21 protein-coding genes are annotated in these 25,075 nt (G+C 67.3%); 14 read left to right on the top strand and 7 right to left on the bottom strand.

The annotated features are described in order from the left end of the window. Positions 1-45 precede the first annotated feature (45 nt). The 13 genes from uvrA (at position 46) to AC1DCZ_RS03180 (ending at position 14,705) form a co-directional block, all read left to right on the top strand. The gene (uvrA, locus tag AC1DCZ_RS03240) at positions 46-3,015 is read left to right on the top strand and encodes an excinuclease ABC subunit UvrA (protein WP_476896524.1); all 2,970 of its coding nucleotides are present in this window, start codon (positions 46-48) and stop codon (positions 3,013-3,015) included. 145 nt (positions 3,016-3,160) lie between these two features. Continuing rightward, complete coding sequence (locus AC1DCZ_RS03235; RefSeq protein ID WP_476973362.1) at positions 3,161-3,910, top strand: HAD hydrolase-like protein; 750 nt, start codon at positions 3,161-3,163, stop codon at positions 3,908-3,910. Next, positions 3,897-4,565: a lysophospholipid acyltransferase family protein gene (locus AC1DCZ_RS03230; RefSeq protein WP_476896526.1), complete on the top strand. Its 669-nt coding sequence runs from the start codon at positions 3,897-3,899 to the stop codon at positions 4,563-4,565. Before AC1DCZ_RS03235 ends, AC1DCZ_RS03230 begins: the two co-directional genes overlap by 14 nt. Positions 4,566-4,620: 55 nt before the next feature. Further along, complete coding sequence (gene uvrC / locus AC1DCZ_RS03225) at positions 4,621-6,675, top strand: excinuclease ABC subunit UvrC (RefSeq protein ID WP_476973361.1); 2,055 nt, start codon at positions 4,621-4,623, stop codon at positions 6,673-6,675. A 133-nt stretch (positions 6,676-6,808) separates the two neighbouring features. Continuing rightward, a complete protein-coding gene (rapZ, locus tag AC1DCZ_RS03220; RefSeq protein WP_476973360.1) occupies positions 6,809-7,732 on the top strand; it encodes an RNase adapter RapZ in 924 nt (307 codons plus the stop codon). Continuing rightward, complete coding sequence (locus tag AC1DCZ_RS03215; protein WP_476973359.1) at positions 7,732-8,751, top strand: gluconeogenesis factor YvcK family protein; 1,020 nt, start codon at positions 7,732-7,734, stop codon at positions 8,749-8,751. The genes rapZ and AC1DCZ_RS03215 overlap by 1 nt, the downstream gene beginning before the upstream one ends. A 10-nt stretch (positions 8,752-8,761) precedes the next feature. Then, positions 8,762-9,742, top strand: a complete 981-nt coding sequence (gene whiA / locus AC1DCZ_RS03210) for a DNA-binding protein WhiA (protein WP_090577741.1) — start codon at positions 8,762-8,764, stop codon at positions 9,740-9,742. Positions 9,743-9,846: 104 nt separating this feature from the next. Continuing rightward, positions 9,847-10,470, top strand: coding sequence for a superoxide dismutase (locus AC1DCZ_RS03205; RefSeq protein WP_476973358.1), 624 nt, complete (start codon positions 9,847-9,849; stop codon positions 10,468-10,470). Positions 10,471-10,735: 265 nt separating this feature from the next. Next, on the top strand, positions 10,736-11,746 hold the full coding sequence (gene gap / locus AC1DCZ_RS03200; protein ID WP_476973357.1) for a type I glyceraldehyde-3-phosphate dehydrogenase: 1,011 nt from the start codon (positions 10,736-10,738) through the stop codon (positions 11,744-11,746). Positions 11,747-11,756: 10 nt separating this feature from the next. After that, on the top strand, positions 11,757-12,983 hold the full coding sequence (locus AC1DCZ_RS03195) for a phosphoglycerate kinase (RefSeq protein ID WP_476973356.1): 1,227 nt from the start codon (positions 11,757-11,759) through the stop codon (positions 12,981-12,983). Positions 12,984-13,084: 101 nt separating this feature from the next. Then, entirely contained in the window at positions 13,085-13,900 is an 816-nt protein-coding gene (gene tpiA / locus AC1DCZ_RS03190; protein ID WP_476973355.1) for a triose-phosphate isomerase, read from the top strand. A 49-nt stretch (positions 13,901-13,949) separates the two neighbouring features. Then, positions 13,950-14,207, top strand: coding sequence for a preprotein translocase subunit SecG (gene secG, locus AC1DCZ_RS03185; protein WP_476896534.1), 258 nt, complete (start codon positions 13,950-13,952; stop codon positions 14,205-14,207). 120 nt (positions 14,208-14,327) lie between these two features. Further along, complete coding sequence (locus AC1DCZ_RS03180; protein WP_476896535.1) at positions 14,328-14,705, top strand: RNA polymerase-binding protein RbpA; 378 nt, start codon at positions 14,328-14,330, stop codon at positions 14,703-14,705. Here AC1DCZ_RS03180 and pgl read toward each other — a convergent pair. The 6 genes from pgl to tkt are packed head-to-tail and all read right to left on the bottom strand — an operon-like array spanning position 14,676 to position 22,923. Next, a complete protein-coding gene (pgl, locus tag AC1DCZ_RS03175; RefSeq protein ID WP_476896536.1) occupies positions 14,676-15,494 on the bottom strand; it encodes a 6-phosphogluconolactonase in 819 nt (272 codons plus the stop codon). The genes AC1DCZ_RS03180 and pgl overlap by 30 nt on opposite strands. Next, positions 15,484-16,425, bottom strand: coding sequence for a glucose-6-phosphate dehydrogenase assembly protein OpcA (locus AC1DCZ_RS03170; RefSeq protein WP_476896537.1), 942 nt, complete (start codon positions 16,423-16,425; stop codon positions 15,484-15,486). The genes pgl and AC1DCZ_RS03170 overlap by 11 nt, the downstream gene beginning before the upstream one ends. Further along, entirely contained in the window at positions 16,422-17,984 is a 1,563-nt protein-coding gene (gene zwf, locus AC1DCZ_RS03165; protein ID WP_476973354.1) for a glucose-6-phosphate dehydrogenase, read from the bottom strand. Before zwf ends, AC1DCZ_RS03170 begins: the two co-directional genes overlap by 4 nt. Before the next feature lie 15 nt (positions 17,985-17,999). Beyond that, positions 18,000-19,634, bottom strand: coding sequence for a glucose-6-phosphate isomerase (locus AC1DCZ_RS03160; RefSeq protein WP_476973353.1), 1,635 nt, complete (start codon positions 19,632-19,634; stop codon positions 18,000-18,002). 5 nt (positions 19,635-19,639) lie between these two features. Then, positions 19,640-20,758, bottom strand: coding sequence for a transaldolase (gene tal / locus AC1DCZ_RS03155; protein ID WP_476973352.1), 1,119 nt, complete (start codon positions 20,756-20,758; stop codon positions 19,640-19,642). A 47-nt stretch (positions 20,759-20,805) separates the two neighbouring features. Beyond that, complete coding sequence (gene tkt / locus AC1DCZ_RS03150) at positions 20,806-22,923, bottom strand: transketolase (RefSeq protein WP_476973477.1); 2,118 nt, start codon at positions 22,921-22,923, stop codon at positions 20,806-20,808. Between the two features lie 486 nt (positions 22,924-23,409). Between tkt and AC1DCZ_RS03145 the strand changes: the two genes are divergently transcribed. Next, entirely contained in the window at positions 23,410-24,372 is a 963-nt protein-coding gene (locus AC1DCZ_RS03145) for a heme o synthase (protein ID WP_476973351.1), read from the top strand. Here AC1DCZ_RS03145 and AC1DCZ_RS03140 read toward each other — a convergent pair. Continuing rightward, complete coding sequence (locus tag AC1DCZ_RS03140; RefSeq protein WP_476973350.1) at positions 24,359-25,066, bottom strand: DedA family protein; 708 nt, start codon at positions 25,064-25,066, stop codon at positions 24,359-24,361. The genes AC1DCZ_RS03145 and AC1DCZ_RS03140 overlap by 14 nt on opposite strands. Between the last annotated feature and the right edge of the window lie 9 nt (positions 25,067-25,075).

Below are 25,075 nucleotides of genomic sequence, written 5' to 3'. Positions count from 1 at the left end.
GGGGAGAATAGTTCTTCGAAGAAGTTTTCGATTAGCATTAGTTCCGTGCCTAAAGCTGTAGCTGAAGATCCAGCCGTTGAAGTCCAGTCCGCCTCCGCACCAGTGGCGTCCGCCGAACCGGGCCCTGGCCGGCCGGGCCCCGACCAGGCGCGCCCGGACGTGAAGCGTCCCGACCTGACGCGGCTTGTCGTCAAGGGCGCGCGCGAACACAACCTGCGCAACGTTGACCTCGATCTTCCCCGCGACGCCATGATCGTCTTCACCGGGCTGTCCGGGTCCGGGAAGTCATCCCTGGCGTTCGATACGATTTTTGCCGAAGGACAGCGCCGCTATGTCGAGTCGCTGTCGGCCTATGCCCGGCAGTTCCTCGGTCAAGTGGATAAGCCCGACGTCGACTTCATCGAGGGCCTCTCGCCCGCAGTGTCGATCGACCAGAAGTCCACCAGCAAGAACCCCCGTTCAACGGTGGGCACCATCACCGAGATCTACGATTACATGCGCCTGCTGTGGGCCCGCGTGGGCCGGCCGCATTGCCCCATCTGCGGGGAGCCGGTAGCGAAGCAGACCCCCCAGCAGATCGTGGACCAGCTGCTCGAACTGCCGGACGGCACGCGGTTCCAGGTGCTGGCGCCCGTGGTCCGGGGCCGCAAGGGCGAATTCGTTGACCTGTTCAAGGAGCTCACCGCGAAGGGCTACTCGCGGGCGCGGGTGGATGACAAGCTCATCCAGCTCAGCGACCCGCCCAAGCTGGGCAAACAGTTCAAGCACACGATCGAAGTTGTCGTTGACCGCCTTGTGGTCAAGGAAGGCATCAGCCAGCGCCTCACCGACTCGGTCGAGACCGCCCTGGGACTCGCCGAGGGCCGGGTACTGGCCGAATTCGTCGACCTTGAGGCTGACGATCCCGAGAGGATCCGGGCGTTCTCCGAGCACCTTGCCTGTCCCAATGAGCACCCCCTCGCCATCGACGAGATCGAGCCGCGATCGTTCTCCTTCAACAACCCCTTCGGCGCCTGCACTGCCTGCAGCGGCATCGGCACCAAGCTTGAGGTCGACGAGGAACTCCTCATCCCCAACCCGGAGCTCTCACTCTCCGAAGGCGCCATCGCGCCATGGTCGCTCGGGACGGCGACGACCGAGTACTGGAACCGGCTCCTCGGCGGCCTCGCGAAGGAGCTCGGATTTTCCATGACCACGCCGTGGGAGAAGCTTCCCGCCGAGGCGCGGCAGACCGTCCTGCACGGCAAAGACCACAAGGTCGTGGTGCAGTACCGCAACCGCTTCGGCCGGGAACGCAAGTACAGCACGGGCTTCGAGGGCGTCGTCCAGTACGTCCACCGCAAGCACACTGAAACCGACTCGGACACGGCCAGGGACCGCTACGAGGAGTACATGCGGCAGGTCCCGTGCCCGGCCTGTAACGGTGCCCGGCTGAACCCGGCGTCGCTCTCGGTCCTGATCAACGGCAAGTCCATCGCGGAGGTCGCAGCGCTGCCGATGCGCGAATGCGCGCATTTCCTGAACACCCTCGTGCTCACCGGCCGGGAGGCCCAGATCGCACACCAGGTCCTGAAGGAAATCCAGGCCCGCCTGACCTTCCTCCTCGACGTCGGACTTGAGTACCTGAACCTCGAACGCCCCTCGGGTACGCTCTCCGGCGGCGAGGCCCAGCGCATCCGGCTCGCTACCCAGATCGGATCGGGACTTGTCGGCGTGCTCTACGTCCTCGACGAACCATCCATCGGCCTGCACCAGCGCGACAACCGCCGGCTGATCGAAACGCTGACCAGGCTGCGCGACCTCGGCAACACCCTGATTGTGGTGGAGCATGACGAGGACACCATCCAGGAAGCCGACTGGGTAGTGGACATCGGACCCGGCGCCGGCGAACACGGCGGCAACGTAGTGCATTCCGGCTCCTACCAGGCCCTGCTGGAGAACACGGCGTCCCTGACCGGCGACTACCTCTCCGGCCGCAAGAAAATTGACATCCCGAAGAAACGCCGCAAGTACGACAAGAAGCGTGAGCTCAAGGTGGTCGGGGCCAAGGAGAACAACCTCCTGAACGTCGACGCCAGTTTCCCGCTGGGACTCTTCACAGCAGTGACGGGCGTCAGCGGCTCGGGCAAATCCACCCTGGTCAACGAGATCCTTTACAAGGTGCTGGCCAACAAGCTCAACGGCGCCAAGCAGGTGGCCGGACGCCACAAGTCGATCCAGGGCCTGGAGCACCTCGACAAGGTGGTGCATGTCGATCAGAGCCCCATCGGCCGCACCCCGCGGTCCAACCCGGCCACCTATACCGGCGTGTTTGACAACATCCGGAAGCTCTTCGCCGAAACGACGGAGGCCAAGGTGCGCGGATACCAGCCCGGCCGGTTCTCCTTCAACGTCAAGGGCGGCCGCTGCGAAGCCTGCTCCGGTGACGGCACCCTGAAGATCGAGATGAACTTCCTCCCGGACGTGTATGTCCCCTGCGAGGTCTGCCATGGAGCCCGGTACAACCGGGAAACCCTCGAGGTGCACTACAAGGGCAAGACCATTGCGGATGTCCTGAACATGCCCATCGAGGAAGGCGCCGAGTTCTTTGCCGCGTTCTCACCGATCGCCCGGCACCTGAACACCCTCGTCGACGTCGGGCTCGGCTACGTCCGGCTGGGCCAGCCCGCTACCACGTTGTCCGGCGGCGAGGCGCAGCGCGTGAAGCTCGCGGCGGAACTCCAGAAGCGCTCGAACGGCCGCAGTGTCTACGTCCTGGACGAGCCCACCACCGGCCTGCACTTCGAGGACATCAGGAAGCTCCTGATGGTCCTCCAGGGCCTGGTGGACAAGGGCAACACCGTGATCACGATCGAGCACAACCTCGACGTTATCAAGAGCGCGGACTGGATCGTCGACCTTGGCCCGGACGGCGGATCAGGCGGAGGAAGGGTCATTGCCACCGGCACGCCCGAACACGTCGCCAAGTCGACCGAGAGCCATACGGCGGCATTCCTGGCGGAACTCCTCGCCTGAGCAGGGCCGGGGCATCCTCCCGGGGACGGGGCATCCGCGAATGCATTCGGCGGATGCCCCGTCCCGAGGCCTGAGCTCGCCCGGACGTATTCCCTTCCGGGCATGGGAGTTTCTGGCATCAGCGGACTCGTGAGAAACTAGGCCGGTGACCCATACAACAGTGCCCGTGATCTTTGACCTGGACGGCACTCTTGTCGATCCGGCGCAGGGAATCTCGGACGGAATAGCCGCGGCCCTCACCGAACTGGGACTCGCAGTCCCCGGCAAGGCCCCGCTGGACGCGATGATCGGCCCCAAACTCAGCCACTCGCTGAGGGAGATCGCCGGGGTCCCGGACTCGCAGCTGGAACAGGCCATCCGGATCTACCGGGCCCATTACCTTTCGACGGGGATCGCGCAGAGCCGCCTGTACCCGGGTATCCGGAGCCTCCTGGATTCGTACGTCGAAGCCGGACGGCCGATCGCCGTCGCCACCCAGAAGCCCGAGGGCCTGGCCCGGATCGTGCTCGAGCACCACGGCATCGCCGCCTGCTTCCGGTTCATCCGCGGCTCGGCGGCCGACGAGGCCGGTCCTGCTTCCGGCCCGGCCGGGAAGGCGGGGATCGTCGCTGCTGCACTGGCGGATCTGGATACACTGGCCGGCGTTGACGCCCGGCACGCCCTGATGGTGGGGGACCGGGCCCAGGACGTTGCCGGCGCCGCGGCGAACGGACTTGACTGCATCGGCGTCGGCTGGGGTTTTGCGCTCGACGGCGAACTCCGCGAGGCGGGCGCCGTCGAGATTGTGCACAGCACCGCGGCCCTGGATGACGCCATCGGCAGTCGGGACCGGGTCCGCACTCCCGCCCTGATGACCACCGCCCTGAACGAGGTCCACGCCAATGGCAATGTTTGACGCAATCCGCTGGACGACCCGTGGCCTCATATCCTCCACCTGCCGGCCCACGGTCATCGGCCTCGAAAACGTGCCCCGGCACGGGCCGTTCATCGTGGCGCCCAACCACCTTTCCTTCCTGGACAGCGTGATCGTCCAGGCCCTGATGCCCCGGCCCGTGGCATTCTTCGCCAAGGCGGAATACTTCACCACCGGCGGCGTCAAAGGCAAAGTCATGAAGTCCTTTTTCGAAGCGGTGGGCTCCATCCCGGTGGAGCGCGGCGAGCAGGCGGCCAGCGTCCAGGCGCTGAAGACGCTGTTGGACATCCTCGATTCCGGCAAGGGCATCGGCATCTACCCTGAAGGCACACGCTCCCGGGACGGGATCCTGTACCGCGGCCGTACCGGGGTGGGGTGGCTGGCCCTCACGACAGGCGCCCCGGTCATCCCGGTAGGCCTGATCGGCACGGAGAACCTGCAGCCCGCGGACAGCAAATCGGTCAAGCCACAGCACTTCACCATGAAAGTGGGCGAGCCCCTGTACTTCGAGAAGACGGGCCCGGACCATTCGCTGCCCGCACGCCGCCAGGTCACCGACCGCATCATGGACGCGATCGCGGAACTCAGCGGCCAGGCGCGCTCCACGAGTTACAACCAGAGCAAGAGCGCCGAGTAGCCGTCCCGCCGGGCCGCGGTCGGCGGCACCGCGGCAGGCTCAGTAGACTGGACACGTGGCAGATCCAGCGAGTTACCGACCCCAGACGGGTGAAATTCCGACCAATCCGGGCGTGTACCGCTTCCGCGACCCGCACGGCCGGGTCATCTACGTGGGCAAGGCCAAGAACCTCCGTTCCCGGTTGAATTCCTACTTCGCCAACCCGGCCGGACTACTGCCCAAGACGTACGCCATGGTCCACACCGCCTCCAGCGTGGAATGGACAGTCGTCGGCAGTGAGCTCGAGTCCCTCCAGCTCGAATACACCTGGATCAAGGAGTTCGCGCCCCGGTTCAACGTCATGTTCCGGGACGACAAGACCTACCCGTACCTCGCCGTCACCATGGGGGAGAAATACCCCCGCGTACAGGTCCTGCGCGGGGAACGCCGGAAAGGCACCCGGTATTTCGGCCCGTACACCGCCGGCGCCATCCGCGAAACGCTGGACACGCTGCTGCGGGTTTTTCCGGTCCGCAGCTGCAGCGCCGGGGTCCTCAAGCGCGCCGAAGCCAGCGGCCGGCCGTGCCTGCTCGGCTACATCGACAAATGCGCCGCCCCTTGCGTCGGGCGCATCTCGCCGGAGGGCCACCGCGCCCTGGCCGAGGATTTCTGCTCCTTCATGGGCGGGGAAGCCAAACCGTTCGTCTCACGGCTCGAAAAGGAGATGGCCGCCGCCGTCGCGGAACTCGACTACGAACGGGCGGCCCGCCTCCGGGACGACATCGTCGCGCTGAAAAAGGTTTTCGAACGAAACGCGGTGGTCCTCGCCGAGGACACCGATGCCGACGTCTTCGCCCTGCACGAGGACGAGCTGGAGGCTGCGGTCCAGGTCTTCCACGTCCGCGGCGGCCGGATCCGGGGCCAGCGCGGGTGGGTCGTGGAAAAAGTGGAGGACTCCACGACTCCGGACCTCGTGGAACATCTGCTCCTGCAGGTCTACGGCGACGAGGCCGGCATCCAGGGCCGGCTGCCGCGCGAGGTCCTCGTCCCGGCAGAGCCCAGCAACGCGGCGGAACTGACCGAATGGCTCAGTGGCCTGCGCGGCGCCAAGGTCGACGTCCGGGTGCCGCAGCGCGGCGACAAGGCCGCCCTGCTGTCCACCGTGCGGGAGAACGCCGAGCACGCACTGCGGCTCCACAAAACCCGGCGCGCCGGCGACCTGACCGTCCGCTCCCAGGCGCTCCAGGAACTGCAGGAGGCACTGGACCTTCCCGTCGCGCTGTTGCGGATCGAATGTTACGACATCTCCCATATCCAGGGCACCAACGTCGTGGGCTCCATGGTGGTGGTCGAGGACGGACTGCCGAAGAAGTCCGACTACCGCAAGTTCTCCGTGACCGGAGACGCCGCCGCCGATGACACGGCCGCGATGCACGATGTCCTGACCCGCCGCTTCCGGCACTATCTGGACGACCAGGCGGCGCAGGCGGCCCAAGTGGAAGCCATCCGCCAGCACGGCCGGCAGTCGGGCCGCCAGGCGGCGCTGAATGCGGCGTCCGAGGCAGCGGTCGCCGTCGCACTGGCCGGCCCGGCCGAGGACACGACGACGCCGGCGTCCCGGGCGAAGTTCGCCTACCCGCCCAACCTCGTCGTGGTCGACGGCGGCCAGCCCCAGGTCAACGCTGCGGCCCGGGCACTGGCCGAACTCGGCATCGAGGACGTCTACGTCGTCGGCCTCGCCAAACGACTGGAGGAAGTCTGGCTGCCGGACAGTGACTTCCCGGTAATCCTGCCCCGCGCCTCGGCGGGGCTCTACTTGTTGCAGCGCATCCGCGACGAAGCGCACCGTTTCGCGATCTCCTTCCACCGGCAGAAACGCGGCAAGGCCATGACCGTGTCCGCGCTTGACGGCGTTCCGGGCCTGGGGGAGTCCAAGCGCAAGGCGCTGCTGGCCCAGTTCGGTTCCGTTAAGAGCATCAAGGCGGCAACGGCCGGGGACCTCATGGCGGCCAAGGGCATCGGCCCGTCCCTGGCCGACGCGATCGTCCGGCACTTCGGCCCCGAGGGTGATGCGGGCGCGGCCGGCGTGCCTGCCGTCAACATGACCACCGGCGAAATCCTCGAAACTTAGCTAGCTCCGCGAAACTTAGCTAGGGTAAGGAGTTGGAACGGCGCGCGCGGTGGCAGGCATCCCTGCGCCGCTCAAGGCGCGGCCAGCACGACGCGACCAGCAGGCATTGCACAGCAGAAACGGGGCTTCACAGATGGCAGAGTCGACGGCAGAATCCGGCGCGGACGAGAACGGTATGACGCCGGTCAAGCCCGTAGAGGCGGAGCTGCTCGTAGTGACAGGCATGTCGGGAGCCGGCCGGAGCACCGCCTCGGACGCACTGGAGGATCACGGCTGGTACGTCGTGGAGAACCTCCCGCCCCAGATGCTCGGCACGCTCGCGGAACTGGTGTCGCGGACGCCGCACTCGATGTCCAAGCTCGCCGTCGTGATGGATGTCCGCAGCAAGGAACTCTTCGCCGACATCCGCACGGCCCTCCGCTCCCTCGAAGCGTCCGGCGTGACCTTCCGCGTGCTGTTCCTTGACGCCAACGACGACGCGCTGGTCCGCCGCTTCGAGCAGGGCCGGCGGCCCCACCCGCTCCAGGGCGGCGGCCGGATCCTGGAGGGCATCGCGGCCGAGCGGGAACTTGTGCGCGAACTCCGGGACATGGCCGACATCGTCCTGGACACCTCCGCACTGAACGTGCACGGCCTCGCCACCGCGATCACCGAGCTGTTCAGCGAAACCGGGCCGGTGGCGCTCCGGCTGAACGTCATGAGCTTCGGATTCAAATACGGGCTGCCCGTCGACTCCAACTTCGTGGCGGATGCCCGCTTCATCCCCAACCCGCACTGGGTACCGCAGCTCCGGCCTCACACCGGCCTGGACAAGGATGTTAGCGACTATGTGCTGGAGGCCCAGGGGGTGAGCAACTTCGTGGAACGCTACGTGCTGGCGCTGGAGCCGGTCCTGGACGGCTACCGGCGGGAGAACAAGCACTACGCCACGATAGCCGTCGGCTGCACCGGCGGCAAGCACCGGTCCGTGGCCGTGGCCGTCGAGCTCTCACGGAGGCTCGCGCAGTACCCGCGCGTCACCGTGACCACCACCCACCGGGACCTGGGCCGCGAATAATGGCACTCCTCACCGGTCCACTGCCCCTGGTCCCGCCAGCCAGTGCGGCCTTCGCCAGCCAGCAGGACAAAGGACCCTCCGTGGTGGCCCTGGGCGGCGGCCACGGCCTGTCCGCCTCGCTCTCCGCCCTGCGCCTGCTCACTTCGGAGCTGACCGCGATCGTCACGGTCGCGGACGACGGCGGATCCTCCGGCAGGCTCCGCGAGGAGTACGGCGTCCTCCCGCCCGGCGACCTCCGCATGGCCCTGTCCGCGCTGTGCGACGACACCGACTGGGGCCGCACCTGGCGCGACGTCATGCAGCACCGCTTCGCCCCCGGCAAGGGGCGCGGCGGTTCCCTCGATGAGCACGCCATGGGCAACCTGCTGATCGTGACCCTCTGGGAGCTGCTCGGCGACACGGTCGCCGGCCTCAAGTGGGCCGGCGCCCTCCTCGGCGCGCGCGGCGCGGTGCTGCCCATGTCCAGCATCCCGCTGACCATCGAAGGCCAGGTCCGGGTCACTGCCCCGGACGGCACGTCGGTGCTGCAGACCCTGACCGGCCAGGCCAAGTGTGCCGTCGCCGGTTCGCTGGAGCGCGTCCGGCTGCTGCCCGAGAACGCCACTGCATGCATGGAGGCCCTGACCGCGATCGAGCTGGCCGACTGGGTGATCCTGGGCCCGGGATCCTGGTACACCTCCGTGCTGCCGCACCTGCTGCTCCCCGAGATGCGCGAAGCCCTCTGCAACACGGCTGCGCGGCGCTGCCTGACGATGAACCTTGCCACGGATACCAAGGAAACCCTGGGCATGAGCGCCGCGGACCACCTCCGGGTGCTGCGCGAGTACGCGCCCGAGTTCACAGTCGACGTCGTCCTGGCCGATCCGGCGTCGGTCCAGGACCTGCCCGACTTCGAACAGGCGGCCGGGATGCTCGGTGCCGAGGTGGTCTTGGGTAAAGTGGGGGCGTCTGGTCGCCGTCCGGTCCACGATCCGTTGCGGCTGGCGACGGCGTACCACGATATTTTCGGGAACAGTTAGGAAAGGTGCCATGGCACTGACAGCATCAGTCAAGGAAGAACTTTCCCGTCTGGATATCAAGAAGTCATCCGTCCGCAAGGCCGAGGTCTCGGCCATGCTCCGCTTCGCCGGGGGCCTGCACATCATCTCCGGCCGGATTGTGATCGAGGCCGAAGTCGACCTCGCCTCGACCGCCCGGCGGCTGCGCGCCGCCATCGCCGAGGTCTACGGCCACCAGAGCGAGATCATCGTCGTCTCCGGCGGCGGGCTTCGCCGCGGCAGCCGCTACGTGGTGCGCGTAGTCCGCGACGGCGAGGCCCTCGCGCGCCAGACGGGTCTTTTGGACGCCCGCGGGCGTCCCGTCCGCGGGCTGCCGTCGGTGGTCGTCAACGGCTCCGCCGCCGACGCCGAAGCGGTGTGGCGGGGCGCCTTCCTGGCCCACGGCTCGCTCACCGAGCCCGGACGCTCCTCCGCCATGGAGGTCACCTGCCCCGGCCCCGAATCCGCACTCGCCCTGGTCGGTGCCGCACGGCGCCTTGGCATCCAGGCCAAGGCCCGCGAGGTCAGGGGAGTGGACCGCGTCGTGATCCGCGACGGCGACACCATCGCGGCGCTGCTGACCCGGATGGGCGCGCACGACGCGCTCATGGTCTGGGAAGAACGGCGCATGCGCAAGGAGGTCCGGGCCACGGCCAACCGCCTGGCCAACTTCGACGACGCCAACCTGCGCCGTTCGGCGCAGGCCGCCGTCGCCGCCGGCGCCCGCGTCGACCGCGCCCTGGAAATCCTCGGCGACGACGTCCCGGACCACCTCAAGTACGCCGGCGAGCTGCGGGTGGCCCACAAGCAGGCGAGCCTGGACGAGCTCGGCCGCCTCGCGGACCCTGTCATGACCAAGGACGCCATCGCCGGTCGCATCCGCAGGCTCCTGGCCATGGCGGACAAACGCGCCCAGGACCTCGGCATCCCCGGCACGGAAGCCAATGTGACGCCCGAAATGCTGGACGACTAGCGCCGTCCTAGAATCAAGAACAGATTTCCGGGTGCTCAGCCATCCGGATGCACAATCCGAGAGTTACCGAACCGGACAACCCGTCCACGACATTGGAGGATTTTGTGACCGAGTACGTACTGCCCGAGCTCGACTATGACTACGCAGCGCTGGAGCCGCACATCTCCGCGAAGATCATGGAGCTGCACCACAGCAAGCACCACGCCGCCTACGTGGCCGGCGCCAACAACGCCCTCGCCCAGCTGGCCGAGGCGCGCGGGAAGGGCGACTTCGCCAACATCAACCGCCTCTCCAAGGACCTTGCCTTCCACACCGGCGGCCACATCAACCACTCCGTGTTCTGGAAGAACCTCTCGCCGGACGGCGGCGACAAGCCCGAGGGCGAGCTCGCTGCGGCGATCGACGATGCCTTCGGCTCCTTTGACGCCTTCCGTGCCCAGTTCAGCGCCGCGGCGCTGGGCCTGCAGGGTTCGGGCTGGGGCTTCCTGGCCTACGAGCCGATTGGTGGCAACCTCGTCATCGAGCAGCTCTACGACCAGCAGGGCAACGTTGCGCTGGGCACCACCCCGCTGCTGATGCTGGACATGTGGGAGCACGCCTTCTACCTGGACTACGTCAACGTCAAGGCCGACTACGTCAAGGCTTTCTGGAACATCGTCAACTGGGCTGATGTCGCCAAGCGCTTCGACGGTGCCCGCAGGAACGCCACGGGGCTCATCACCCTCTAGCGTGACCCGGCGGACACCTGCGTGTAACAAACCTCACAATTCGTTCCGTTAGGCCCGAATCGTGGACGGTCTGCCCCTGCACTTGCGGGGGCAGACCCAGTTAAACGTAAGATAGGTCACGGAAGGCGGTTAGCCTTCAGCAATGTGGCTGGTCGCCCTCCGATCTGGTAATCATCTCTGCCCAATGGCGTGCGGGATCTGTTAGTTGGCTTGAACGCCTGACTCAACTAGTCGTGCTTGCACAAGCACCAAGGAGACTGAAAACGTGACGACCCGTATTGGCATCAACGGCTTTGGCCGCATCGGCCGCAACTACTTCCGCGCAGCACTGGCACAGGGTGCAGACCTCGAGATCGTTGCCGTCAACGACCTCACGAGCCCGGAAGCCCTCGCCCACCTGCTCAAGTACGACTCCGTCGGCGGCCGCCTGAAGGAAACCGTCGAGGTCAAGGACGGCAACATCGTCGTCGACGGCAAGTCCATCAAGGTCCTCGCCGAGCGCGACCCCGCCAAGCTTCCCTGGGGCGAGCTCGGCGTCGACATCGTTATCGAGTCCACGGGCTTCTTCACGAAGGCAGCCGACGCGCAGAAGCACATCGACGCCGGCGCGAAGAAGGTCCTGATCTCCGCACCCGCCTCGGATGAGGACATCACGATCGTCATGGGCGTCAACGAGGGCCTCTACGACCCGGCCGCGCACCACATCATCTCCAACGCCTCGTGCACCACGAACTGCCTCGGCCCGCTGGCCAAGGTCATCAACGACTCCTTCGGCATCGAGCGCGGCCTGATGACGACGATCCATGCCTACACGGCCGACCAGAACCTGCAGGACGGCCCGCACAAGGACCTCCGCCGGGCCCGCGCTGCCGCGATCAACATGGTCCCCACCTCCACGGGTGCGGCCAAGGCAATCGGCCTGGTCCTGCCCGAGCTCAAGGGCAAGCTCGATGGCTACGCCATCCGCGTCCCGGTCCCGACGGGTTCCGCGACGGACCTGACCGTCACCGTGTCCCGCGAAACCACGGTGGCCGAAGTGAACGCAGCCCTCAAGGCGGCGTCGGAGTCCGAGGAACTCAAGGGCCTCCTGACCTACACCGACGAGCCGATCGTGTCCTCGGACATCGTGGGCGACCCGGCATCCTCCATCTTCGACTCCGGCCTCACCAAGGTAATCGGAAACCAGGTCAAGGTTGTTTCCTGGTATGACAACGAATGGGGCTACTCCAACCGCCTGGTGGACCTCACGGAGCTCGTCGCAGACAAGCTGGGCTAGGGTAGGACTCATGACATTCCACACCCTCAACGAACTGATCGCTGATGGTGTCCGCGGGCGGTACGTTCTGGTCAGAAGTGACCTGAACGTGCCGCTCGACGGCTCTACAGTGACTGACGACGGCCGCATCAAGGCCTCCCTGCCAGTGCTGGCGAAGCTCACGGACGCCGGTGCCCGCGTGCTGGTCACAGCACACCTGGGACGCCCCAAGGGCGCCCCTGAAGAGAAGTATTCGCTCAAGCCCGCGGTCGCGCGCCTGGCGGAGCTTGCCCCGTTCAAGGTCTCACTGGCCGGCGATACGGTCGGCAAGTCCGCCAAGGAGCTGGCGTCCGCGCTCCAGGACGGCGAAGTCCTGGTCCTGGAGAACGTGCGCTTCGACGCCCGCGAGACCTCAAAGGACGACGCCGAGCGCGGCGCGTTCGCAGACGAGCTCGTGGCGCTCACGGGCTCCGATGGAGCGTTCGTCGACGACGCCTTCGGTGCCGTGCACCGCAAGCACGCGTCCGTCTACGACGTCGCCACGCGGCTGCCGTCCTACCAGGGCGACCTCGTGCGCACGGAGGTCGAGGTGCTGCGCAAGCTCACCACGGACACCCAGCGCCCGTACGTCGTTGTGCTTGGTGGTTCCAAGGTCTCGGACAAGCTTGCGGTCATCGAGAACCTGATCGGCAAGGCGGACACGATCCTGGTGGGCGGCGGCATGCTGTTCACCTTCCTCGCGGCTGAGGGCCACAAGGTGGCGGGCAGCCTGCTCGAACAGGACCAGATCCCCGTGGTCCAGGCCTACCTGAAGCGGGCCGCGGATGCCGGCACCGAATTCGTGGTTCCCACGGACGTCGTGGTGGCCAGCAAGTTCGCGGCGGACGCGGAGCACGAGACCGTCCCTGCCGACGCCATCGAGTCCGGCGCCTTCGCCCGGCAGGGCGTCGGCCTGGACATCGGGCCGGAATCGGCAGCCGCTTTCGCGGAACGGATCAAGGGAGCCAGGACCGTGTTCTGGAACGGACCCATGGGCGTCTTCGAGTTCGCGGCCTTCGCGGCCGGCACCCGGGCAATCGCCCAGGCGCTCACGCAGACCGAGGCGTTCACGGTCGTCGGCGGCGGCGACTCCGCTGCGGCGGTGCGGACCCTGGGTTTTGCCGATGACCAGTTCGGCCACATTTCCACGGGCGGCGGCGCCAGCCTCGAGTACCTTGAGGGCAAGGAACTGCCCGGCCTGAGCGTACTGGACCGGTAGTAGCACCGACCGGCAGGGCGCCGCCCGCACCCAGCGGGGCGCCCTGCCGGCTTTTTCACCACCAGACTTTCTTGATCCGCACCACTTCTCCTGGAGATCACGTGACAACGTCAACCAACGGCACCTTCGACCGCACGCCCCTCATCGCAGGCAACTGGAAGATGAACATGGACCATGTCCAGGGCATCACGCTTCTGCAGAAGCTCGCGTGGACCCTGTCCGACGCCAAGCACGATTACAGCCGCGCCGAGGTGGCCGTTTTCCCTCCGTACACGGATCTCCGCGGCGTCCAGACCCTCGTCCAGGGCGATGAGCTCAAGGTCGTCTACGGCGGCCAGGACCTCTCCCAGTTCGACTCCGGCGCGTACACCGGCGATATCTCGGGACAGTTCCTCGCCAAGCTCGGCTGCACCTACGTCCTGGTCGGCCACAGTGAACGCCGCACCATCCACAACGAGTCCGACGACGTCCTCAACGCCAAGACCAAGGCCGCCTTCCGCCACGGCATCACCCCCGTGCTCTGCGTCGGCGAAGGCCTGGAAATCCGCCAGGCCGGAACGCACGTGGACCACACCCTCGCCCAGCTGCGGGCCGGCGTCGAAGCCCTCACTGCCGAGCAGGCCGCCGGCCTCGTCGTCGCGTACGAGCCCGTCTGGGCGATCGGGACCGGTGAAGTGGCAGGCCCGGGAGACGCGCAGGAAATGTGCGCGGCCATCCGCGCCGAGCTGTCCACCCTCTTCGGAGCGGACGTCGCGGCCAAGACCCGGCTCCTCTACGGCGGCTCGGTCAAGGCGAACAACGCAGCGTCAATCCTCAGGGAGCGCGACGTCGACGGGCTGCTCGTGGGCGGCGCCAGCCTGGATGCTGCCGAGTTTGCTAATATTGTCAGGTTCGAGAGTCACCTGCTGACGGATTAGACCGGACACAGGCGTGGCCCCCGCAATCCAAATCTTCTGAAAGGCCGTCGTGGACGTTCTTCATGTCATTCTGCAGGTTCTCCTGGGCATCACCAGCCTCCTGCTGACTTTGCTCATCCTGCTCCACAAAGGCCGTGGCGGCGGGCTGTCCGACATGTTCGGCGGCGGCATGAGCTCAGGCCTGAGCTCCTCGGGCGTCGCCGAGCGGAACCTCAACCGGTTCACGATCATCCTGGGCGTCACCTGGGCGGTCGTCATCATCGCCCTCGGACTCCTCATGCGGTTCAGCACCGGGGCCAGTTCCTAGACGCCTCTTTTCAGGAACTTTGCAAGGGGCCTTGCGGCCCTGCCGGCATCGGGAACCCGCGAACTACACTGTCGCTGAAGGTAAGCACCATTCCACCAGCTGAGTAGCCAGGAGTTCCCGATGCTGCATTCTGCTTCCGGATTCAGGGGCATCCGTGTGGGTGCGACCGAAGGGGCAACACCCCGCCACGAGCCACTTGACGGGGCTGGCGTACGCCAGCCCCGTATTCGTGTGTCCTACCTTTGTGCCAAAGGCCATGAAACTGCCCTGGTCTTCGCACAGCTCCCCGAGGACCAGATCCCGGGCGTCTGGGACTGCCGGCGGTGCGGCGGCACGGCTACCCGGGACGAGGCAAAATTCGCCCTCGAAGACGTCCCCGCCGAAGGCTTCAAGACCCACCTCGAATACGTTAAAGAGCGGCGCTCCAGCCAGGACGCCGAAGACGTGCTCGCTGGAGCGCTGGAGCGCCTACGCGCCCGACGGGCCCTTCCGGACTAGCTGTTCCGGGACGCGTGAGGCCGCGTTTTCGTCGATCAGCCACAGCGTCCGGCGGCGCCCCCGCGGACCCGCCGCCGGCACCTGTACCGGGTTGGCCCCGGCCAGCGCCAGGCCCACGGCGCCGGCTTTGTCTTCACCGGCCACCACCATCCACACTTCCGCTGCCGTGTTGATGGCCGGCAGCGTGAGGGACACCCTCCCAGGGGGCGGCTTGGGGGAGTTGCGGACGCCCACGACCGTCAGCTCCTTCTCGCGGATGCCGGTCTGCTCGGGGAACAGGGACGCGATGTGGGCGTCCGGTCCGACACCCAGCAGGACGATATCCAAGCGGGGAAGGCGTCCCGGATGTTCCGGACGGTCATCGGACATGTCCGCGGCGTGCTCGGCGGCGGCCGCCTCGCTCAGGCGGCGCGCGTAGTCCGCGGCTGCGTCTTCAGGAGTCTCGAAATCGTCCGAAGACCCGGGAACATGCACACGGGCCGGATCAACGCTGATGCGTGACAGGAGGGCATCCTCCGCCTGGCGGGCGTTGCGCTCCGCGTCGTCAGCTGCCACGAAGCGCTCATCGCCCCACCAGAAGTTGACCTTGGTCCAGTCGACGGCGGGCGCCGCCGGCGACTCGGCCACAGCCTTGAGCGAGCCGATCCCCATGGACCCCCCGGTAAGCACCACAGTCGCCTCGCCGTGCCGGTCCTGGATATCCACGAGCTTGGTTATCAGCCGTGCCGCGATCGCGGCCATGAGCACATTCGAGTCAGGATGGATGCTTACTCTGGGGTCAGCGCTCACTGGGACGGACACTCCTTAGGTTGGTACGTGGCAGTCCAATAGTAATCACTTCTCCGAAGACTTCGTCCGGATCAAGGCGCCGCAGTTCTTCGGCGAGGCAGTCCTTGAGGCTGCGCCGCGGGAGGGAGATGCGCTGCGCGGGCTGGCCGGGCTGCGTCAGCTCCGCCACCGTGAGTCCGGGCCGGAACAGCTGGATATCGCCGCCGGTGCGGCCGAGGCGGACGCGCCGGATCCCCGTCCCGGCCGGGTCCGCGACGATGGTCACAGGAACGTCCAGCGCCAGTGTGAGCCAGGCTGCGAGCAGAATGGTGCTGGGGGAGTCCGAGGCGCCCTCGACGGCGACGGCCGTCACCGGGGAGTCGTCCACCTGGTCCAGGACCGCGGCCAGCTGGATGCGCCAGTTGGTCAGGCGGGTCCAGGCGAGGTCGGTGTCGCCGGCTTTGTAGGTGCGGCGGATGTTTTCCAGCGCCGTCACCGGGTCCGCCTCGTTGGCCGAGTCCGTGATGCGCCGGTGCGCGATCCGCCCGATCGACGTCTGGCAGGCGTTCTTCGGGGCACCGTGCGGCCACCACGCCACGATCGGCGCGTCCGGCAGCAGCAGGGCAGCCACGAGGGACTCGCTTTCCTCCGCCAGCTCGCCATAGCCGCGGAGCAGGATCACTTCGGACGCCCCGGCGTCGCCGCCGACCCTGATCTGGGCGTCGAGGCGCGTCGGCGCCGAAGACCCGGCGTCGGCGAGGACGATGATGCGGCACGGGTGTTCCCGGCTGGCCTCGTTGGCCGCCTCAATGGCCTCCTCCTCGAGCCCGGACCGGGTGACGACCACGAGGGTCAGCACCCGGCCCAGGGCGATCACACCGCCCTGCTCACGCAGGGCCATGATCTTCTTGGAAATCTTGGAAGTTGTTGTGTCAGGAAGATCTACGATCATGGCCTTCTCCAGGTTCGTCCGTCGCGGGCGAGCAGCTCGTCGGCCGAGGCGGGGCCCCAGCTGCCGGGCGCGTAGGGCTCCGGCTGCTCGTCGAGGCCGGCCCAGTAGTCCTCGAACGGATCCAGGATCTTCCAGGACAGCTCCACTTCCTGATGTCGGGGGAACAGCGGCGGTTCTCCCAGCAGCACGTCAAGTATGAGCCGCTCGTAGGCTTCGGGGCTGGACTCCGTGAAGGAGTGGCCGTAGCCGAAGTCCATCGTGACATCACGGACTTCCATCTGCGTGCCAGGGACCTTGGAGCCGAACCGGATGGTGGCGCCTTCATCGGGCTGGACGCGGATAACCACCGCGTTCTGGCCGAAGTCGTCCTCGCCGTGGTCCGTAAAGAGCAGGTTCGGCGCGCGCTTGAGCACTACGGCGATTTCGGTCACCCTGCGCCCCAGCCGTTTGCCGGCCCGCAGGTAGAACGGCACACCGGACCAGCGCCGGGTGTTGATGTCCACCCGGATCGCCGCGAACGTCTCGGTCTTGGAATCGGCCGGGATGCCGTCCTCGTCCAGGTAGCCGAGGACCTCTTCGCCGCCCTGCCAGCCGCCGGTGAACTGGCCGCGCGCGGAGTGGGTGGAAAGGTCCTCCGGCAACCGCACGGCCGCCAGGACCTTTTCCTTCTCGGCACGGAGGTCGTCCGCGTTGAAGGAAATCGGTTCCTCCATGGCGGTCAGTGCGAGCAGCTGCAGGAGGTGGTTCTGGATGACATCGCGGGCCGCACCGACGCCGTCGTAATAGCCTGCGCGGCCGCCGGTGCCGATGTCCTCAGCCATGGTGATCTGGACGTGGTCCACGTAGTTCGCGTTCCATAGCGGCTCGAACAGCTGGTTCGCGAAGCGCAGCGCCAGGATGTTCTGCACCGTCTCCTTGCCGAGGTAGTGGTCGATCCTGAAGACCGCGTCCGGCGGGAAGACCGACTCGACGATGTCGTTGAGCTGGCGGGCCGATTCGAGGTCGTGCCCGAACGGCTTTTCAATGACCACCCGGCGCCACTTGTCGCCCTCGGCCTGGGCCAGGCCGTGCTTGGAGAGCTGGCGGCAGACCTGCTCAAAGGCCTTCGGCGGGATGGACAGGTAGAACGCGTGGTTTCCCCGCGTGCCGCGCTGCTCGTCGAGCTCGTCGATTGTGTCGCTGAGGCGCTTGAACGCCTCGTCGTCGTCGAACTCGCCCTGCACGAAGCGGATGCCCTCGGAAAGCTGCTTCCACACCGTTTCATCAAACGGGGTGCGGGCGTAGGTCTTCACGGACTCCTTAACCTCGGCCGCGAAGTCCTCGTTCTCCCACTGCCGCCGGGCGAAGCCCACGAGGGCGAAGCTTGGCGGCAGCAGCCCGCGGTTGGCGAGGTCGTACACGGCCGGCATGAGCTTCTTGCGGGCGAGATCCCCGGTCACCCCGAAGAGGACCAGGGAGGACGGCCCGGCAATACGGTTCAGGCGGCGGTCGCGGGGGTCCCGGAGCGGGTTGCGCCCCCGGCCCGCAGGACTCCTGCCGCCGATGTAAGTTTCTGGCATGGTTGCGTGGGTGCCTTAGCTTTCAGTGGAGAGTGCGGCCTTGCCGGCCAGTGACACGACGAGGTCCTGCAGTTGCCGGACGCCCGTTGCACGGTCGGTGAGGTGCAGCCGGAGGACCGGCCGGCCGTGCTCGGAAAGGACCTGGGCGTCCCCGGCCGCCTGCGCCGAGATCAGCTCACCGAAGGTGAAAGGCCGGTCCGGGATGGCAAGATCGGTCGCGGACGCCGCCGTGACCTGGAGGAACACGCCAATTGCCGGGCCGCCCTTGTGGAACTGGCCGGTGGAGTGCAGGAAGCGCGGTCCCCAGCCGAACGTGACGGGGCGGGAGCTGATGGCGGCCAGCTGGTCCCGGACCCCTTCCAGGGGGGCATAAGCCAGGCGGTCGAAGTAGGCCTGGACGCTGAGGTAGCCGTCCGCACCGAGTTCCGCTAGGAGTGCGCTGACGGCTTCCGCCGCCGTAGCCGCACCGCCGAGCCACGCGCCGCCGCGGACCTCGATGGCGCCGTCGGTGAAGCTCGCCGGCGTCGGTTCCGGCTGCGCATCCAGCAGTCCGCGGGCGGCGACCTTGGCGGCTTCGACGTCGGGCTGGTCAAAGGGGTTGATGCCCAGCAGGCGGCCGGCCACGGCGGTGGCGAATTCCCACGCCATCATCTGGGTGGGCAGGCCGCCGGCGATCGCAACCTCGTTTTCAGCGAGTACGACGTCCGCATCGGCCGCGACGAGCCGGATGACCAGGACATCGGGGGCGCCGAGGGTGGCCTCCGGCGAGGCGGGGCCGGCGACAACCGGCAGAACGCCTGTGCCGAGCTTGCCCGTGGATTCAGCGATGAGCTGTTCCGCCCAATCTGCGAAGCCCACGATTCCGGAGCCGTCCTCGGCGATCACGATTTTGTTGCGCAGCGGGCTTGTCCCGCCCAGTGCGGTGCCGAGGGCGAGGCCGATATTGTCCTCCGAGTCCTCGTTGAGGACCTCGGCGGCTTCTTCGGCTTCGTCCAGGAACGCCTGGATGTCCACTCCGGCAAGGCCGCAGGGAACGAGGCCGAACGCCGTGAGCGCCGAGTAGCGCCCGCCGACGTTCGGGTCCGCGTTGAAGACGGCCCGGTAGCCGGCCTCACGGGAGGCCTTGTCCAGCGGCGAGCCCGGGTCGGTGACGATGATGATCCGGCTCTTGGCGTCGAGGCCCGCCTCGGTAAAGGCGTATTCAAAGATCCGGCGCTGCGAATCCGTCTCCAGTGTGGAACCGGATTTGGAGGACACCACGATTGCCGTCTCAGCGAGGCGGTCCGCCAGCGCGGCGGCAACCTGCTCCGGGTCGGTGCTGTCCAGCACGGTCAGCTCGACGCCGGCGGTTCCGGCAATGACTTCAGGGGCCAGCGAGGAACCCCCCATGCCGCACAGGACGATCCGGTTAACACCCTCGGACCGGAGGGCGTCGCGGAGTGCCAGGATGTCCGCCACGAGCGGCTGGGAGACGGTGGCCGCCTCGACCCAGCCGAGCCGGACGGAGGCCTCGGACTCGGCGTCGGGACCCCACAGGGTCGCGTCCTTGGCGAAGATCCGGGTGGCGACCCGGTCCTCGAGCAGTGCGGGCAGGTGCTGTTCGTGGGCCTGGCGGGCAGCGCCCGTGGCGTCGTAGCTGAGAGTGGTCATGTGGGCTAGGCGTCCTTCCGTGCAGCGGCGAGGGCCACCTCGACGTCGGCCAGCAGTTCCTTCCAGCTTGCCACGAACTTGTCGAGGCCTTCGGACTCGAGCACCGCGACAACGTCGTTGTAGGAGATGCCGAGGGCATCGAGCGCGTTGAGCGTGGCGTTGGCGTCGTCGTAGCCGCGGGAGATCGTGTTGCCCGTGACAGTGCCGTGGTCGAAGGTCGCGTCGAGCGTCTTTTCCGGCATGGTGTTCACGACGCCGGGGGCGACGAGCTCGGTGACGTACAGGGTGTCCGGGTATGCCGGGTCCTTGACGCCGGTGGACGCCCAGAGCGGCCGCTGGGGGAGCGCGCCGGCGTCAGCCAGAAGACCCCAGCGCTCGGTGGAGAAAAGCTCCTCGTAGACCTGGTAGGCAAGGCGGCCGTTGGCCACACCGGCCTTGCCCTTGAGTGCCCGGGCCTCGTCCGTACCGATCGCGTCAAGGCGCTTGTCGATCTCGGTGTCCACGCGGGAGACGAAGAAGGATGCCACCGAGTGGATCGTGGAGAGGTCGTGGCCGTTTTCCCTGGCCTGCTCCAGGCCGGACTGGAACGCGTTGATGACGGCGCGGTACCGCTCGAGGGAGAAGATCAGTGTCACGTTGACGCTGATGCCGGCCGCCAGGGTGGCGGTGATCGCTTCCAGTCCTTCGACGGTGGCCGGGATCTTGATCAGGACATTGTCCTTGTTGACCTGGCCGTAAAGTTCCTTGGCTTCGGTGATCGTCCCGGCGGTGTCCCAGGCGAGGCGGGGGTCCACCTCGATGGACACACGTCCGTCTACGCCCTTCGTGGCCGCAGCCACGGGGGCGAAGAGATCGCAGGCATCGGCGACGTCGGTCGTGGTGATCGCGAAGACGGTCGCCTCGACACTGGCGCCGGCTGCGGCCATCTCCCTGATCTTGGCGTCGTAGTCGTGGCCGGTGGTGATGGCGGCGTGGAAGATGCTGGGGTTCGTGGTGACGCCCACGACATTCTTCTCTTCGATGAGCTTGCGCAGCGTGCCGGTGGCGAGGCGTCCGCGGGAGAGATCATCGAGCCAGATGGAGACGCCGGCGTCGGACAACTGCTGGGTGGGGGTGGTGTTCATGGGATAACTCCTGGAAATCTGGGTCCTTGAAACAGGGCAGGTGTGGGTCAGGCCGTGAGGCCGGCAAGGGATTCCTTGGCTGCCGCGGCGACTGCTTCCGCGGTGATGCCGAATTCCTGGAAGAGCCTCTTGTAGTCCGCGGAGGCACCGAAGTGCTCGAGCGAGATGCTGCGGCCGGCGTCGCCGACGAAGTCCTTCCAGCCGAGGGCGAGGCCGGCCTCCACGGAGACACGGGCCTTGACGGCGGCGGGCAGGACGGCCTCGCGGTAAGCGGCATCCTGGCGGTTGAACCACTCCACGCACGGCATGGACACCACGCGGGTGGGGATTCCCTCGGCCTGGAGGGCCTCGCGGGCCTGGACGGCCAGCTGGACCTCGGAGCCGGTGCCGATGAGGATGACCTCGGCGGGGGCGGTGGCGCCGTCCCGGGAAGCCTCGGCCAGGACGTAGCCGCCCTTCGCAACGCCGGCGGTGGAACCGAAGGTGTCGCCCTCGGCGTCGCCCCCGCCCCGGGCGTAGGTCGGGATGTTCTGGCGGGTCAGGACGATCCCGGCAGGGTTCGCGTGATTCTCCAGCATGCTCTTCCATGCTGCGGCGACCTCGTTGGCGTCGCCCGGGCGGACGACGTCCAGACCCGGGACGGCACGCAACGAAGCCAGCTGCTCGACGGGCTGGTGCGTGGGGCCGTCCTCGCCCAGTCCGATGGAGTCGTGGGTCCACACGTACAGCGACGGGACGCCCATCAGGGCGCCGAGGCGGATCGCGGGGCGCTGGTAGTCGCTGAAGATCAGGAAGGTGCCGGAGAATGCGCGGGTCGCACCGTGCAGGGAGATGCCGTTCACGATGGAGGCCGCGGCGTGCTCGCGGATACCGAAGTGCAGGACCCGGCCGTAGGGGTTGCCCTTCCACGCCTCAGTCTGCCGGGACGCCGGAATGAACGACGGCGACCCCTCGATCGTGGTGTTGTTCGATTCGGCAAGGTCGGCCGAACCGCCCCACAGTTCCGGCATGACCGGACCGATCGCGTTCAGTACCTTGCCGGACGCGGCCCGGGTGGAGACATCCTTGCCGGCTTCAAACACCGGCAGTGCGGCGTCGAACTCGGCCGGCAGCTTACGGGCCCCGACGCGTTCCAGCAGGGCCGCGGCCTCCGGGTTGCCGGCCTGCCAGGCCTCAAAGGCCCCCTGCCAGTCCCGGCGCACGGCGGCACCGCGCTCCCCGGCCTGACGGGTGTGGGCCAGGACGTCCTCGTCGACCTGGAAGGAACGCTCGGGGTCGAAGCCGAGGACCTTCTTCAGCCCCGCGACTTCCTCCGCGCCCAGGGCCGAGCCATGGATCTTGCCGGTGTTCTGCTTTTTCGGGGCCGGGTATCCGATGATGGTCCGCAGCGAAATGATGGAGGGCTTGCCGGTCTCGGCTTTCGCGGCGCGGAGGGCGGCGTAGAGCTCCGGGACGTCTTCGACGTATTCGCCCGTCCTGGTCCAGTCCACGCGCTGGACGTGCCAGCCGTAGGCCTCATAGCGCTTCAGGACATCCTCGGTGAAGGCGACGTCGGTGTCGTCCTCGATGGAGATGTGGTTCTCGTCGTAGATCACGACGAGATTGCCGAGCTCCTGGTGGCCGGCCAGCGAGGACGCCTCGGACGTCACGCCCTCCTGCATGTCGCCGTCGGAGGCGATCACCCAGATGGTGTGATCGAAGGGGCTGGTGCCCGGGGCGGCGTCGGCGTCGAAAAGGCCACGCTGGCGTCGCTGGGAGTAGGCGAAGCCGACCGCGGAGGCCAGGCCCTGGCCCAGCGGGCCGGTGGTGATCTCCACACCGGAGGTGTGCTTGTACTCAGGGTGGCCCGGGGTCAGCGATCCCCAGGTCCGGAGCGCCTGCAGGTCCTTCAGCTCCAGTCCGTAACCGGAGAGGAAAAGCTGGATGTACAGGGTCAGGGAGGTGTGGCCAGGGGAGAGGACGAACCGGTCCCGGCCCAGCCAGTCCGGATGCTTCGGGTCGTGCCGCATCAGCTTCTGGAAAAGAAGGTAGGCGGCCGGGGCCAGGCTCATCGCTGTGCCGGGGTGGCCGTTACCGACCTTCTCCACCGCATCGGCGGCCAGCACGCGGACAGTGTCCACGGCGCGCTGGTCCAAGCTGGTCCATGACAGTTCTTGCTCTTCCAAATGTGGCACGAAAACCGGGCCCCTCTCTGTGCTGACGGCCGGCGGTACGGTCGGTCCGGTCCCGGGCACAGTTCGGTGCCCGCTGCGGTTCGTACCAGCCGTTCACCATCGAAACGTTGATCTATCATTCAGACGCATCAACAGATGCGGGAAACGCCTTTTTGCGCAATCGCCCGTGTGCGCTGATCTGCAGACAGCTTAGCCCTATTCCACTGGGCGGGCAGCGTATATCTCACCAATTGGACCGCATTTCGGCTTATATGAATCACCACGCAGGGGAGCGGCGGTGAGCACGCGTTAACGTGCCGGAATCATGGCGTGCGCCACAGCGCCGTTCCCGGGACGTCCGCGCCTGCGGCACCACGGTATGATGGGACGTGGCTTCCACCGGGGGCGGGGACACGCGCGTGTCCCGGGCGTGGACCGTTTCCTTACGCTACCGGTGGTGCGAATTCCCAGCCGGACTGAACAGCCAGACAGAACAGAGTGACTGCCACCGTGAGCACAACAGATACGCCGCTGAACGCCTCCCCGGCCCGGGGACGGACCGGCTTCGCCCGCAAAGCCAAGGCCTACCTGGCTCTCACGAAGCCCCGCGTCATCGAGCTCCTGCTGGTCAGCACGCTCCCGACCATGATCTACGCACAGCGCGGGTTCCCCTCGATCGGCCTGATCCTGGCGACTCTTGTCGGCGGAGCCTTCGCGGCAGGCAGCGCGGGCGCGTTCAACTGCTACATCGACCGCGACATCGACAAACTCATGCACCGCACGGAGAACCGGCCGCTGGTCACAGGCGAGGTCACCCCCCGGGAAGCGCTCGTCTTCTCCTGGCTTCTTGGTGCGGCGGCGCTGGCCATCCTCTGGTTCGGCGCGAACCCGCTCTCGGCCTGGCTCGGTCTCGGCGCCATTGTCTTTTACGTGGTCATCTACACCATGATCCTCAAGCGCCGCACCGCTCAGAACATCGTCTGGGGCGGCGCTGCCGGCTGCTTCCCGGTACTCATCGCCTGGGCCGCCGTGACCAACACGGTGCAGTGGCCCGCCGTCGTGCTCTTCATGGTGATCTTCCTCTGGACCCCGCCGCACTACTGGCCGCTCTCCATGCGCTACGGCGAGGACTACCGCAACGCCAACGTGCCGATGCTCGGCGCCATAGCCGGCGCCAAGGTCGTCTCAGTGCAGGTCGTCCTGTACGCGTGGGCCATGGTGGCGTGTTCCCTGCTGATGGTCCCGGCCGGCGGAGCGGGCTGGATCTACACGGTCACGGCCGTTTTCGCCGGAGCCTGGTTCCTTTACGAGTCCCATGCGCTGCACACCCGCGCACAGGGCGGCGACGTCTCCAACAAGGGCGCGATGAAGGTCTTCCACGGCTCCATCAGCTACCTCACCCTGCTGTTCATCGCCCTGGCCATCGACCCGTTCGTGGGCCCGGCTGTCATGGGCCGTTAGGACCCCCCGGGTTCCCGGGGCCGCCTGTGACTCCCGGCTCCGCAGGGCCCTTCGGCTCTGAAGGGGGATCGGAAGGTTCCTCCGACTGCCGGCGGTTGACGCGGGCACGGCGGATACGCCAGATGATCAGGGCGAGCACGCCGAGCACCAGGACACCTGCCGTGATGTCCCGGCCGGCAGCCTTGGCGACGGCTTCATAGGAATTGCCCGCAAAGAAGCCCAGCAGGACGAAGCCGGCACCCCAGACGAGGCCCCCGGCGGCATTGAAGGCCAGGAAGCGCGGGTAGTGCATCCGCGAGGTCCCGGCCAGGGCCGGCATGACGGCCCTGAAGAACGCCACGAAGCGGCCGAGGAAGACGGCCGATCCGCCGCGCCGGCGCAGGAACTCCTGGGCCTTGGCCAGGGCGGCGCGCCGGTTCTTCATGACCCCGGAATCCAGCAACCTGGGACCGAGGTGCTTTCCGAGCTCGTAGCCGACCGTGTCGCCAGCCACCGCGGCCAGCACAACGACCGCAACCATGCCCCACAGCGGCACCTCGCCGCGGCTGGCGACAACGCCTCCCAGTACCGCGGCGGTCTCTCCCGGGAACACGAACCCGATGAACACCGCGTCCTCAGCGAAAACCAGGCACCCCACGATGGTGAAAGCCAGCGCGGGACTGATGTTCAGCAGGCCTTCCATGATTCCGTTCACGGCGGGCGC

The organism is Arthrobacter sp. 10N418, assembly GCF_056394725.1.
Note: the sequence above shows the minus strand (reverse complement) of the source record. Positions and strands in the feature narration are given on the sequence as shown.

Bases quoted from the DNA above. Each gene is read 5' to 3' on its own strand.
- whiA (WP_090577741.1), top strand. From the start codon at position 8,762: ATGGCACTGACAGCATCAGTCAAGGAAGAACTTTCCCGTCTGGATATC.
- AC1DCZ_RS03195 (WP_476973356.1), top strand. From the start codon at position 11,757: ATGACATTCCACACCCTCAACGAACTGATCGCTGATGGTGTCCGCGGG.
- AC1DCZ_RS03230 (WP_476896526.1), top strand. From the start codon at position 3,897: ATGGCAATGTTTGACGCAATCCGCTGGACGACCCGTGGCCTCATATCC.
- rapZ (WP_476973360.1), top strand. From the start codon at position 6,809: ATGGCAGAGTCGACGGCAGAATCCGGCGCGGACGAGAACGGTATGACG.
- AC1DCZ_RS03180 (WP_476896535.1), top strand. From the start codon at position 14,328: ATGCTGCATTCTGCTTCCGGATTCAGGGGCATCCGTGTGGGTGCGACC.
- zwf (WP_476973354.1), bottom strand. From the start codon at position 17,984: ATGCCAGAAACTTACATCGGCGGCAGGAGTCCTGCGGGCCGGGGGCGC.
- AC1DCZ_RS03160 (WP_476973353.1), bottom strand. From the start codon at position 19,634: ATGACCACTCTCAGCTACGACGCCACGGGCGCTGCCCGCCAGGCCCAC.
- AC1DCZ_RS03170 (WP_476896537.1), bottom strand. From the start codon at position 16,425: ATGATCGTAGATCTTCCTGACACAACAACTTCCAAGATTTCCAAGAAG.
- AC1DCZ_RS03215 (WP_476973359.1), top strand. From the start codon at position 7,732: ATGGCACTCCTCACCGGTCCACTGCCCCTGGTCCCGCCAGCCAGTGCG.
- tal (WP_476973352.1), bottom strand. From the start codon at position 20,758: ATGAACACCACCCCCACCCAGCAGTTGTCCGACGCCGGCGTCTCCATC.